This is a genomic window from Nocardia sp. NPDC004860, from assembly GCF_040609015.1.
Lineage (GTDB): Bacteria > Actinomycetota > Actinomycetes > Mycobacteriales > Mycobacteriaceae > Nocardia.
Map to the genome: position 1 here is coordinate 18265 of NZ_JBEXJI010000038.1, position 12126 is coordinate 30390.

Here is a 12126-nt window from a genome sequence, read left to right on the forward strand (position 1 = left end):
GCGCGAAATTCTGCTCGGCCATGTGTCTTTGAGTTCTTCGGGTTAGGAGCCTGTATGTCCAACGGTCCGGCGAATGTTTCACGGGAAACAACGTCCCGGGTTCCCGGCATGCTCGATAGCGGTCCCTTCGATACCGACGAGTTCAGCCGTACCCCGTTCGGGAACATCTCCGCTGACACCCCGATTGCCGCCGAGGCGCAGCGCGCGAGTCAGGTGCTGTCGGGGACCAATGCCCAGATACCGCGTCCTCGGGAACAGCGCATCATCACCATCGCCAATCAGAAGGGCGGCGTGGGCAAGACCACGACGGCCGTGAATCTGGCTGCCGCGCTCGCCATTCAGGGCATGCGAGTGCTCGTCATCGACCTCGACCCGCAGGGCAATGCCAGCACCGCCCTCGGCATCGAGCACCACTCGGGCATCCCCTCCAGCTACGAACTTCTCATCGGCGAGTGCTCGGTCAGCGACGCCATCCAGCAGAGCCCGCACAATGAACGGCTGCTGTGCATTCCGGCCACCATCGACCTGGCCGGCGCGGAGATCGAACTCGTCTCCATGGTCGCCCGTGAGGGCCGGCTCAAGGCCGCCATCCAGGAGGCCAACCTCGCGGGGTACGACATCGACTACGTCATGATCGACTGCCCGCCGTCGCTGGGTCTGCTCACCGTCAATGCGATGGTCGCCGCCAAGGAGGTGCTGATCCCCATCCAGTGCGAGTACTACGCACTCGAGGGCGTGGGTCAGTTGCTCCGCAATATCGGTCTGGTGCAGGCACATCTGAATCCCGGATTGCACGTCTCCACCGTCGTTCTCACCATGTACGACGGCCGCACCAAGCTCGCCGATCAGGTGGCCGAGGAGGTGCGCTCGCACTTCGGCGATGCGGTGCTGCGCGCGGTCATCCCGCGCAGCGTGAAGGTGTCGGAGGCTCCCGGCTACGGCATGACCGTCCTCGATTACGATCCGGGCTCGCGGGGTGCGATGAGCTACCTCGATGCCGGACGTGAGATCGCGTCGCGTAACTCGGCGCGCCAGACTGCGCCGGCGTCCGTTTCGGACGCACAATCCGGTGTGTAGGTGAATCTCGGTGGCGGTGAACGGTGAACAACGGAAGGGGTCGGTAGGCCGATGAGTCAGGCGAAGAAGGGTGGACTGGGGCGCGGCCTCGCGGCACTGATCCCGACCGGCCCGGCGACCACGCCCGGCGGGCTCGGCAGTGCCGCCGCCAATGTTGTCATCGGCCTGGATCCGGTTGGTCCGCAGCCGGCGTCGGCGTACCTGCATCGGGTTCCCGATCCGGTCGAGTCGGTCGTCGACGGCACGGACGCGGGTGCGGTCTACCGGGAGATCCCGCCGGAGCAGATCGAGCCGAACCCCAAGCAGCCGCGCACCGTCTTCGAAGAAGAGGCGCTCGCCGAACTGGTGCACTCCATCAAGGAATTCGGTCTGATGCAGCCCATTGTGGTGCGTCAGGTCGAGTCCGCACCGGTCCCCCGCTATCAGCTCATCATGGGCGAGCGGCGATGGCGGGCCAGCCAGGAGGCGGGCCTGCCCGCCATCCCGGCCATCGTGCGTGAGACCGCGGACGACTCCATGCTGCGAGACGCGTTGCTGGAGAACATCCATCGGGTGCAGCTGAACCCGCTCGAAGAGGCGGCCGCCTATCAGCAGCTGCTGGAGGAGTTCGGCGTCACCCACGAGGAACTGGCCTCGCGCATCGGCCGTTCGCGTCCGGTCGTCACCAATATGATTCGCCTGCTGAAGCTTCCGATTCCGGTGCAGCGCCGGGTGGCGGCCGGCGTGCTGTCGGCCGGGCATGCCCGTGCCGTCCTGGCCCTGGAGGCGGGGGCCGACGCGCAGGAGGCCCTGGCCGCGCGAATCGTGGCGGAGGGCATGTCGGTCCGGGCGACCGAGGAAGCCGTCACCCTGGCGAACCGGAATCCGGATGCGGTCGCTCCCCCGGCGCCCAAGCGCAAGCCGATTCAGATGCCGGGTCTGCAGGACGTGGCGGAGCGGTTGTCGGAATCCTTCGACACCCGCGTGACGGTCAGTCTGGGCAAGCGCAAGGGCAAGATCACGGTCGAGTTCGGATCCATCGATGATCTCGAGCGAATTGTGAGTCTCATGGAGCAGTCGAAGCCCTAGAGTGGGTCCACCCCGAGGGTCACAGTGGAAACGTCACTGTGACGTTCGGGTTCATGGCCCTGGAGAGGCGTAGAGCGTTGATCGCTTATTCTTTTTGGCGAGCACTGTGTGATGCGGCGTGAGTGTGGATGAATCAGACAGCTGGAGGCTGAGCAGAGCGGTGTCGACCAGCGTGACCGCACTTACCCTCGGCGGACTCGACAAACTTCCGGTACATGCGCGGCGGTGCGTGTTCTGGGAGATCGATCCGGCGGTGGCGGCGGATTCCCATAGCTTCAGCGACCCGACCTTCGAGAAGGAGGCCTGGCTCTCCACTGTCATGTTGCAGTGGGGGTCGTGCGGGCAGGTCGCCGTGGTGGATGACCGGTCGGCGGGCTGCGCGCTCTATGCGCCGCCCAGCGCGGTGCCGCGTGCCGGCCTCTTCCCCACCTCCCCGGTGAGCCCGGATGCGGTGCTGCTGACCACGCTGAGCGCCGAAATGCCCTACCGCGACACCGACATAGCCCTGCAGCTGATTCAGGCCGTGGTGAGCGATCTGGTGCGCCGCGGCGTGCGGGCCATCGAGGCGTTCGGTATTCGCAAGGATCCGCCGACGACCGCGATGCCGGCCATCGGTTCCATGACCCTGCGCGAGCGGATCGGCACGCCGCGCCGCTCCCCCGCGCCGGCTCCGTCCGGGTGTTCGCCGGAGCAATGCATGATCGAGGCCGACTTCCTGGAGGACGTCGGTTTCAAGGTGGTCGCCTCGCATCATCGATTCCCGCGCCTGCGTCTGGAATTGGATCACGAGCACCTGTGGAAGGAAGACGTCGAGCGGGCGCTCGATCAGCTCCTCGCAGCGGCCGCGCTGACCATGCCCACCCGCATCGCCACGCGGTAGCCCACCCGCATCGCGACGCGGTAGACAGCCGGGGTTCCCACTCCTCCAACACCGAGTCGATTCAAAGCAAAACCCCTCCAGCCCGAATGGGTTGGAGGGGTTTGTTTCATGTGAAACATCAGGGCCGGTCTGCGGCCGCCAGTTCCTCGGCGAGCAGTTCGGCGAATGTGTATGTCCCCGTGGGCTGGTCGTCCTGGCCCAGCAGGTACAGCCGCTTCACGGAGATCAGGATGGCCTCGGCGATCACATCGCGCATGCGCGGGTTGGTCAGCACCGCGGAGTCGTAATCACTGGTCAGGTAGCCGATGTCGACCTGGACGGTCGGCATCTTGGTGAGCCGCAGCAGATCCCAGGTGCGGGCGTGGGTCCGGCAGTCCTGCAATGAGGTTCGTGCCACGATCTCGCGCTGGATGAACCCGGCCAGCACCTGTCCGATCATGGACGTGGAACCGTGCGAGTTGCCGAAGTGGAAGCTGGCTACGCCGCTGGCGGCACCGCTGTCATTACTGGCGCAGCGCAGCGAGATCATCAGGTCGGCGTCGAAGGTATTGGAGGTCTCGGCCCGCTCGGCGTCGGAGGGGTTGGCACCCCACGGCCGGGACAGGAAGGTCTCCATACCGGTTGCGGCCATGCGTCCTTCGAGCCGGCTGGCCAGATCCCAGAGGATCTCCGATTCGTAGACGTCACCGAATTCGGTCGGCACCGGGCAGCCCTTGTCGGGTCCGCCCAGACCCGGATCGATGACGATGCGCTTACCGGTGAGCTGCGGCCCGGCCCGGTGCACCACCTCTTCCTCGGCGATGCGGTGCGGGTTGCCGCCGGTGACGCGGGCGCCCAGCAGATCCAGCGAGCGCAGAGTGTCGGGACCGCAGATGCCGTCCGAGGACAGCCCGATCTCGCGCTGGAACGAGGTGAGCGCGTCGTGGGTGTGCGGGCCGAAGTAGCCGTCCACCCGGTGCACGTAGAAGCCCAGATCCTGCAGTCGCCGCTGCAGGGTGGCGACATCGTCGCCGTACAGCGGTGCGGACAGCTGGTAGATGAGGGTCCGCGCGCCGAGGCGGTAGGACGCCTCTTTCAGCGCGCGGTAGGTCGCCGGACCGACCACGCCGTCGACCAGGAGTCCGCGGTGCTGCTGGAAGGCACGCACCGCGGAGTCCAGATCATGGTCGAAGGTCGCGTCGGCGTCCTTCCAGTACTCCCCGATCGGACCCGAGGGGTCGCTGTTGGGGCGGGAATGCAGGAACCCGAGGCTTGCCAGGGTGCTCCGAACCTCTGCTACGGCTGGTCCTGTATCGCCGTGACGAAGTCGGTGCATGCGTGAGAGCCCTTTCCTTCCGCCAACCCGGGTACCCATTCATGCGGCGGTTCACACCTACGCACGACCGGAGCGTCGAACGATTGTTTCAGACCCGGACCGAATTTCGGCAACTGTCGAGTGCAGGCATCCTACGGCGAGTCGTTAAAGAACTTCTTCCAGTTCGCGCAAGAGGGCGGCTTTGCCCTTCGCACCGACGATCCGCTTGGTTTCCTTGCCCCCTTGGAACAGGACCATAGTAGGCAACGACATGATGCCGTAGTGGGCCGCGGTCTCAGGGTTGTTGTCGGCGTCCACCTTGGCGATGGTGATCTTGTCCGTGTTGGCGGCGGCGATCTCATCCAGCACCGGTGCGACCATCTTGCACGGGCCGCACCAGGCGGCCCAGAAGTCGACGAGAACGGGCTTCTCGCTGAGCAATACCTCGTCGGCGAACGTGGCGTCGGTCACCGTCTTGGTGGCACCGGTCTTGGCGTCGGACATGCCTAGCTCCTTTTAGTTGTTCACTTCCACCGGCTGGCCGGCGTGATCGAGGGTGTTGGTGGTGATGTCACCCTGCTCGGCGAGCCAGCGCTCGGCGTCGATGGCCGCGCGGCAGCCGGTACCGGCGGCGGTGATGGCCTGCCGGTAGGTGTGGTCGACCAGGTCGCCGGCGGCGAAGACGCCCGGCAGCGAGGTGTGGGTGCTCTGGCCCTGGACCAGCACGTAGCCCTCGTCGTCCAGATCGACCTGGCCGCGCACCAGTTCGCTGCGCGGGTCGTGGCCGATGGCGACGAACAGGCCGGTGGCGGCCAGCTCGGAGGTCTCGCCGGTGCGGGTGTCGCGCAGGGTCAGGCTGGTGACCGCGGTATCCCCGTGCACCGCAATGACTTCCGAGTTCAGGACGAAGCGGATCTTGTCGTTGTTCTTGGCCCGCTCCAGCATGATGCGGGAGGCGCGGAACTCCTCGCGGCGGTGGATGATGGTCACCGAGCTGGCGAACTTGGTGAGGAAGGTCGCCTCCTCCATGGCCGAGTCGCCGCCGCCGACCACCACGATGTCCTGGCCCTTGAAGAAGAAGCCGTCACAGGTGGCGCAGGCGCTGACGCCGCGGCCGAGCAGCTCCTGCTCGCCCGGGACGTTCAGGTAGCGGGCCGCGGAGCCCATGGCGAGAATCACAGCGTAGGACTCGTGGACCTCGCCGCCGACGGTCACCTTCTTGATGGGACCGGTCAGGTCGAGGGCGTCGACGTCCTCGGTGCGGATGTCGGTGCCGAAGCGCTTGGCCTGCTCCCGCATCTCCTCCATGAGGTCGGGGCCCATGATGCCCTCGCGGAAGCCGGGGAAGTTCTCGACCTCGGTGGTGGTCATGAGCGCGCCGCCGAACTGGGTGCCCTCGAAGAGCAGCGGTTCCAGTTCCGCCCGGGCGGCGTACACCGCGGCGGTGTAGCCGGCCGGACCGGAACCGACGATGATCAGGTCGCGAACAGGCGTGCTCAAGGTGGCCCTCCGAAGCTGTTGTGCAGAATCTCGATCGCTCGAGCGTGAGCGTGTCGGTCAACAACAGCCTAAACGCTGTTGTTCCCGTGCCTCTTTGCCCTCCGCTTCGCTCCGGGCCGCGAATTACAGGCCGATCTCCAAGATCGTTGGGCGCTAGCCGATGTCGGCGCGTCCGAGCACCTGCGGATTGCCTGGGCCGCAGGCTGTTCCGAGGACGGCCGCGGTGATCTGCGGGGGTTTGGGGCCGGTCAGCAGCACCAGTACCCCGGGGGTGCCGGAGAACACGACGCTGCGGGAGCCGAGCACCTGGCGGTCCAGCCCGGCCGCCCGCAGGCACGCGGCGAGCGCGTTGCCGGCCGCCAGCGGGCCGGTGATGTCGTGGCGGCCCATGGCGGTGAGGACGGCCGTCGGCGCCAGACCCGGGTCCAGGGTGGCGTCGGCGGCCGGTTGGGCGGCCGGGGTCACGGTGCGGGTGCTGACGGCGTCCACGGCCACCACGGCGCCCGCGACCACCGCCGCGGCGGCCGCGGCGACGGTGAGCCAGCGCAGGCGGCGGGAGGGTGTCTCGAACGGGACGGGCTCGCCGGGATCCGTGTCGTCCTCGAACGCGGCCGGGGGTTCGGGGTCCTCGAACTCACGGGGATCGAGCCGGCCGGTATCGAAGACGGAGCCGTCGAGCACCGGCATGGGGGCGGTGGAGGGCGGGGCCGGATGGGTGGCGCGGGTGACAGGTGGCGGCGCGACGGGCAGCCGGGTCACGGTGGCAGGCCGGTCGGCGGTGGCCGGGCCGGCGGCCGGGTCCTCGTCGCCGGTGGCGAGGTCTTCGATCATGCGTTCCAGACGGGCGGCCACCTCGGCGGGCATGGGGTGGGCGATGTGTTCGTCGCGGCCGAGGTCGTGCAGGCGATCGTCGACGCGGTCGAGTGAGTGCAGATAGCGCATGGCCTCGGGGTCGCGCCGGACCGCGGGCCAGAGCCGCTCGGATTCTTCCGGCGGCAGACTGCCGCCGTGCAGATCGGCGAGCAGTTCGGTGGAGAAGGGCGGCGTGGGTACCGCGGTACCCGCCATTGCTCCTCCGGTGTCCTCCATTGCCCCTCCAGGGCCTCGAGTAGGAAACGCAGACCTGTCTTTGTATCCGACGCAGCGGAACCGTTCAAGGTTCCCCCAATATCGCGGTGTCCGAGTGGAATTCAGGTGTCCATCGCAGGTCCGGTGTTCGTTTCGTGAAAGTGCGCCGCGAGCCGCCGCCGCCCGCGGGCGCACCGGCTCTTGACGGTCCCCTCCGGAATGCCCAGCAGCGCAGCGGCATCCGCGATGGAGTAGCCCTCGAGCTCGATGGCGACCAGGGCGGTGCGCTGGTCGGCGGGCAGGGTGAACAGCGCCGCGTCGACCATCAGGCTGGCCTCCAGGGCCGCGAAATCGTCTCGCGGGCAGCGTGGTTCGTCGGCCGTGTCCTCGGACAGGGGTTCGGTGCGGCGCAGCTTGTTGCGGCGGATGCGGTCCAGGCAGGCATTGACCACGATGCGGTGCAGCCAGCTGCGCACCTCGGCGTCGCCGCGGAAGGCGCCCGCGGCTTTGTGCGCGGACAGCAGGGCGTCCTGGAGCGAGTCGGCGGCGTCCTCGGGGCCATAGGAGGCGCGTAGCGCGGTCTGCCAGAGATGGTCGCGGTGGCGGCGGAGCAGTTCGGCGAAGGCGTAGGGCGCCCCACCGGCGTGGGCGGTGAGCAGGTCGCGATCGCTGACCTGCGGTGCTTCCACGAGTTCGTGCGCTGACGACAATGCTTCCCCAGACCGGTGGCACGGCCTGTTCACGGGCCGGGCGTCACCGAGATGTGTGGCTGTCATCCGGGACCGTAGAAGTCGGCGCCCGGGAGCTCCCCTTGCCGAGAGTACGCAAGATCATATCGAAGGTAACGATTCGGTAGCAACGAAAATCGAGAAAAAGCGCAGGTAGCAGCCGCTTGGTCTGAATTGCGCGATCTGCTTGTGATCAGCGCTCAGTGATGCTCGACGCTCAGGTTCGCGGCCCGTCTCGTTCTGGACTGACGTAGCGGGGAGCGAAGCGGAGGAGCGGAGGAGGGAAAAAACGAGACCTTCAGGGCCGCGAACCAGCCCGGAGCGAAGCGGAGGGCAAATCAGACGCTGGCTTCGAACCGGATCTCGGCGATCGAAGACTGGAACTGACCCCCGTTGTTGGCCAGCTGGGTGATCCACACCAGCACGTAGCGGGCCGGCTGATCGGCCCGCACCGGAATCTCGGTGGTGCCTTCGCCGAGCACCGCCGACCCGATCAGCTGGGTCTGATCCAGAGTCGGCGAGGCGGTCGGCGAGGTGCGGATCTCGACCTGCGTTCCGGGCGAGGGCGATTCGATGATCACCTTGGTCAGTTTGCTGGGGCTGCCCAGGGTGGTCAGCACGCCCACGCCCTTCTTCAGGGCCGGGAACTGCTGGAAGTAGGCGTCGGTGCGCCAGGTGGTGGCCGGGTTGTTGTCCAGCACCGCCGCGACGCTGCCGACATTGTCCGGGGTGCCCTCCGGGGAGAACACCGTGGCGCCGGTGACCGGCACCGGCACCCCGCCGGTGGCCGGCGCGCTGGCCGGAGCCTGGGACGCGCCGGGGCTGGACGGCGCCGTCGCCGAGGTGGTGAGGCCGATATTGCGCTGTTCGTTGAGCGGCGCGTTGGAGGAGCCGGGCGCGAAGACGCTCAGCAGCCACCAGATGATGACGCCGACCACCAGCGCGGCCAGTACGCCCAGACCGACCAGGATCCACATCATCCGCTGCGAGCGTTCCTTCTCGGCGGCGAGCAGTTCCGGATCGGCGAGGGTCTCGTCGGGTGCGCTGGGCGGCTTCTGACCCAGGCGCAGCACCGGGATGAAGTCGGTCTTCTGGTCCACCACCGACGCCTGCTCCAGCACGTGCTGGACGGTGGCGGCGGTGCGCACGCCCTTGTTGGACTCCAGCGACCGCACCGCGACCGCGGAGATCTCGAAGGGCACCTCGGGCCGAATGGTTCTGGGCTCCACCGGCGTTCCGTCCGAGCCGAAGTCGGCCAGCGGCAGGCCGCCGACGGTGGCCGCGCTGCCGGAGATGCCGCCGACCCGGATCGGCCAGTGCGCGGTCATGAGCGCGTAGAGCATGGCGCCCAGGCCCCGCACGTCGGACTGGGCGTCCGAGTCGGACAGCGTGCCGGGGAAGGCCAGCACGGCGTCGCCGGCGGCGCTGATGCGCACCCGGTCCGGATGGTCGATGGACAGCGAGCCGCCACCGCGGTGCGCCATTTCGGCCGCGGCCGCCAGCGCCCGGACGGCGCGCGCGGCGCCGATCGGCGACGGCACGGTCTCGGCCATCTCCTTGAGCGAGCGGCCGGGGGTCCATTCGGCCACCACGATGCCGCCGGAGGAGCCGCGCACCACGTCCAGCACGCGGGCCAGACCGGGCGAGTTGATCCGGCCCAGGCGCAGCGTGCGCGACAGGATGGCCTGCGGCCCATCGTGTCCGGAGTTGTCGGTGGCCTGCTGATCGGCGTCGACGAAGGTGAGCGCGACCTCGCGGTCCAGTTTCACATCGAGGGCCTGCCAGAACTTCAGCCCGCGCGCGCCGCCGTGGCTGGCCAGCAGCCGGTACCGGCCGCCCGCCACCGACGCGCCGGGCGTCAGCTTGGGGCCGCGCTGGATGCGCTTGCTCGGCGATTCCACCCGCATGGGCGGCATCTGCGGCGAGATGGCCTCGTACACACCGGTTTCGGGACCGGCGTGGTCCTCCGCCTCCGGTAGGTGCTCGGGTTCCTCGTGGTCGCCGGGACCGCCGGAGCGGGCCGCGGATTCGGCTCGGCCACCGGGCTTTCCGCCGGCCGCGCCGGTGGGAGGGGTGTCCGTGGAGAGCCCGCCGCCCGCGGCCGTTGCGGATTCGGCGGCCGGGACACCGCCCGCCGCATCGTCGCTCACCCTCGTTCCTCCTTCGCCCTGGTGTGTCGAAGACCGATGTATCGGAGCCGGAGCCGCTGCGCCGGCATCCGAAGTCGTGCGGAAGCCGCCGTCCGGTGTCCGTGCACTGTCCGGCGTGCCGCGGGAGCTGTCCGCGGACATGCCGGTCTGGGCAGTTGCGCTTGCCTGCCGAACAGGGTACGGGAACTCGGTCTTTTCGGTGAGTTCAACCGCATCGGGCCGGATGACGGGCAGCACCATGGTCTGCGCGTCGAGGTACGGATCGAAGCGGTAGTAGTACGGCGCCGCCCGCAGGTCCGGTTTGGGCAGCAGCGTGGTCTCGTGGATGTCCTCGAGCGGGGTGCCGTCGAGGTCGAGATCCGGTGCGGGCGGGGTGATGCCGAGTCGGCGCGACACCGCGACGGTGATGGCCACGATCTCGGGAATGCCGAGCAGGCGCATCAGGCCGAAGGCCACGCCGAACATGACGAGGGCGGTGAGGCCGACCCGCACCAGCGAGCCGATGCCGCCGAAGGACTCCGAAAGCCGATGCAGTCCCAGCACCTTGTCCACGATGAGCAGGACCGCGCCACCCGCCAGCGAGGCCAGCACCACCCGTGTGATGGTGTGGCCGACGTTGGCCATGCGCAGATCGCCCAGGCTGCGGTGCAGCAGCCAGCCGCCGATGATGGCGCCGGTGACGAAGCCGAGCCCGCGGGCCACACCGAGGGCGATGACCACATGGTCGGCGGAGAACAGGACCGGCGCCAATGCGGACAGCGTGATCTGCACGCTGGTGATGCCGAGAATGATCCAGGTCGGTGTCCACGCCTGTTCGCGAGCGTAGAAGACCCGCAGGTGAATCAGCACCAGCGCATAGGGAATCAGATTGAACGCCGACCAGGACACCGCTTCGCCGAGTCGCGCGGCGTCAGCGCCGAAGCGGCCGTAGCCGTAGATCGCCTCGCCGATCTGGGGTCCGGCGAAGGTGAGGAAGGTGACGATCGGGATCAGCGCGATCATGGTCAGCCGGGTGGCCGCGCCCAGATCGTCCACCACCGCCGGGGTGTCGTCGGCTGCGGCGTTGCGGCTCAGCCGCGGCATGATCGCGGTCAGCAGGGTGACGCCGAGCACGCCCCACGGCAGTTGCAGTAGCAGCCAGGCGTTCTGGTAGATGGTCGGACCCGCGACGTCGGCGTGCGAGGAGACGCGCAGTGTGAAGCTGAAACCGGCCTGGCTGATCAGGACGTAGAGCACGATGGCCGCGGCCATGCCGCCGAACTGCTTGAGACGCGCATCCAATCCCCATAGGGGGCGTAGGTCGATGCCTTCCCGCCGGATCGCCGGCACCAGCGTCGCTACCTGGACCGCCACGCCGACGGTGGTGCCGATACCGAGTAGCAGCAGCTTCGGTTCGCCCATCCGAATCGGATCGAGTGTGATCTCGCCCGGTGCCAGCGCGAACAGACCGAGCACCAGCAGGGCGACGCAGTTGTTGAGGACGGGTGCCCAGGCGCCGGGCTTGAACACCTGGTGGGTGTTCAGAATCGCCATGAGCAGCGCCGACATTCCGTACAGCAGCACCGCGGGAATCAGCATGTAGGTCAACGCGGTGGTGAGTCCGGAATTGACCTTGCTGTCGGCGGAGAGGAAGACGTGTTTCGTCAGTACCGGGGTGAGAATCAACGCGATGACCGTGCCCGTGCCCAACACGGTAAGCGCCATGGTGAAGAGGCGGCGCACGAAGGCCGCGCCGCCGTCGGCGTCTTCACGCTCGGCACGGACCAGTGTCGGCACGACGATGGCGGTCAGCACCGCGCCGAGTAGCAGCTCCGAGATCATGTTCGGGATCGAGCTGGCGATGGTGAAGGCACTGGCGATGGCCGGTCCGAGCACAGTCAGCAGCAGCGCCTGTTTGGCGAAACCGGTGATGCGACTGATCAGGGTTGCGAGGGCGAGGGACCCGGTATCCCGGACCAGCTTGGCGTTGGAGTTGTCGGCCTTCTCCGCCACCTGAGCGGCAGGGACGGTCGCGGTGCGCGACATCGCCTGGCGTTGCGGGCCGGTCGAAGGAGCCTGGTGCTGTGGCCCGGTCGACGGAGCCGGGCGCGGGTTCGACATCGGCGGTGTCTGATAGCGCTGTGGTCCGGGGCCGGGCGGACGGTTGCCCTCGCCGCCGGGGTGTCCCCAGTGGTAGCGCTCCTCGGCCGGCGCGCGCCCGTCCGCCATGGGATCGGGTCGTCCCTGCTGGGGACGGGGGCGGTGCATGATGGGCCCGGATTCGCCGGGCAGCGGCGCCTGCCGCTGCGGACCGGACGGTTTGGCCGGATACTGCTGTCCCGGGTATCCCTGCGGATTACCGGGAACCGCTCGCTGCTGTCC

At 68.3% G+C, this 12126-nt stretch carries 9 protein-coding genes; 3 read left to right on the plus strand and 6 right to left on the minus strand.

The window, feature by feature from the left end; all coding sequences use genetic code 11:
• The first annotated feature begins 54 nt into the window (after positions 1-54).
• From ABZV44_RS40530 to ABZV44_RS40540, 3 genes are all read left to right on the plus strand, one after another.
• On the plus strand, positions 55-1077 hold the full coding sequence (locus ABZV44_RS40530; RefSeq protein ID WP_354849018.1) for a ParA family protein: 1023 nt from the start codon (positions 55-57) through the stop codon (positions 1075-1077).
• 51 nt (positions 1078-1128) lie between these two features.
• The gene (locus tag ABZV44_RS40535; RefSeq protein WP_354849021.1) at positions 1129-2145 is read left to right on the plus strand and encodes a ParB/RepB/Spo0J family partition protein; all 1017 of its coding nucleotides are present in this window, start codon (positions 1129-1131) and stop codon (positions 2143-2145) included.
• Positions 2146-2305: 160 nt separating this feature from the next.
• Positions 2306-3025: a GNAT family N-acetyltransferase gene (locus ABZV44_RS40540; RefSeq protein WP_354849023.1), complete on the plus strand. Its 720-nt coding sequence runs from the start codon at positions 2306-2308 to the stop codon at positions 3023-3025.
• Positions 3026-3143: 118 nt separating this feature from the next.
• On the opposite strand, the gene ABZV44_RS40545 is transcribed toward ABZV44_RS40540, so the two are convergent.
• The 6 genes from ABZV44_RS40545 to ABZV44_RS40570 form a co-directional block, all read right to left on the minus strand.
• Positions 3144-4340 (minus strand): N-acetylmuramoyl-L-alanine amidase, encoded by a 1197-nt coding sequence (locus ABZV44_RS40545; RefSeq protein ID WP_354849026.1) that lies wholly within the window; start codon positions 4338-4340, stop codon positions 3144-3146.
• Between the two features lie 144 nt (positions 4341-4484).
• The gene (trxA, locus tag ABZV44_RS40550) at positions 4485-4823 is read right to left on the minus strand and encodes a thioredoxin (RefSeq protein WP_354849029.1); all 339 of its coding nucleotides are present in this window, start codon (positions 4821-4823) and stop codon (positions 4485-4487) included.
• Positions 4824-4835: 12 nt separating this feature from the next.
• Complete coding sequence (gene trxB / locus ABZV44_RS40555) at positions 4836-5819, minus strand: thioredoxin-disulfide reductase (protein ID WP_354849031.1); 984 nt, start codon at positions 5817-5819, stop codon at positions 4836-4838.
• A gap of 153 nt (positions 5820-5972) precedes the next feature.
• Positions 5973-6908 (minus strand): hypothetical protein, encoded by a 936-nt coding sequence (locus ABZV44_RS40560; RefSeq protein ID WP_354849034.1) that lies wholly within the window; start codon positions 6906-6908, stop codon positions 5973-5975.
• Between the two features lie 101 nt (positions 6909-7009).
• A complete protein-coding gene (gene sigM, locus ABZV44_RS40565) occupies positions 7010-7576 on the minus strand; it encodes an RNA polymerase sigma factor SigM (protein ID WP_354849037.1) in 567 nt (188 codons plus the stop codon).
• A 377-nt stretch (positions 7577-7953) separates the two neighbouring features.
• Positions 7954-11790, minus strand: a complete 3837-nt coding sequence (locus ABZV44_RS40570) for a lipid II flippase MurJ (RefSeq protein WP_354849165.1) — start codon at positions 11788-11790, stop codon at positions 7954-7956.
• Between the last annotated feature and the right edge of the window lie 336 nt (positions 11791-12126).

Bases quoted from the DNA above. Each gene is read 5' to 3' on its own strand.
- trxA (WP_354849029.1), bottom strand. From the start codon at position 4,823: ATGTCCGACGCCAAGACCGGTGCCACCAAGACGGTGACCGACGCCACG.
- ABZV44_RS40560 (WP_354849034.1), bottom strand. From the start codon at position 6,908: ATGGAGGACACCGGAGGAGCAATGGCGGGTACCGCGGTACCCACGCCG.
- ABZV44_RS40535 (WP_354849021.1), top strand. From the start codon at position 1,129: ATGAGTCAGGCGAAGAAGGGTGGACTGGGGCGCGGCCTCGCGGCACTG.
- ABZV44_RS40530 (WP_354849018.1), top strand. From the start codon at position 55: ATGTCCAACGGTCCGGCGAATGTTTCACGGGAAACAACGTCCCGGGTT.
- ABZV44_RS40570 (WP_354849165.1), bottom strand. From the start codon at position 11,790: ATGTCGCGCACCGCGACCGTCCCTGCCGCTCAGGTGGCGGAGAAGGCC.
- ABZV44_RS40545 (WP_354849026.1), bottom strand. From the start codon at position 4,340: ATGCACCGACTTCGTCACGGCGATACAGGACCAGCCGTAGCAGAGGTT.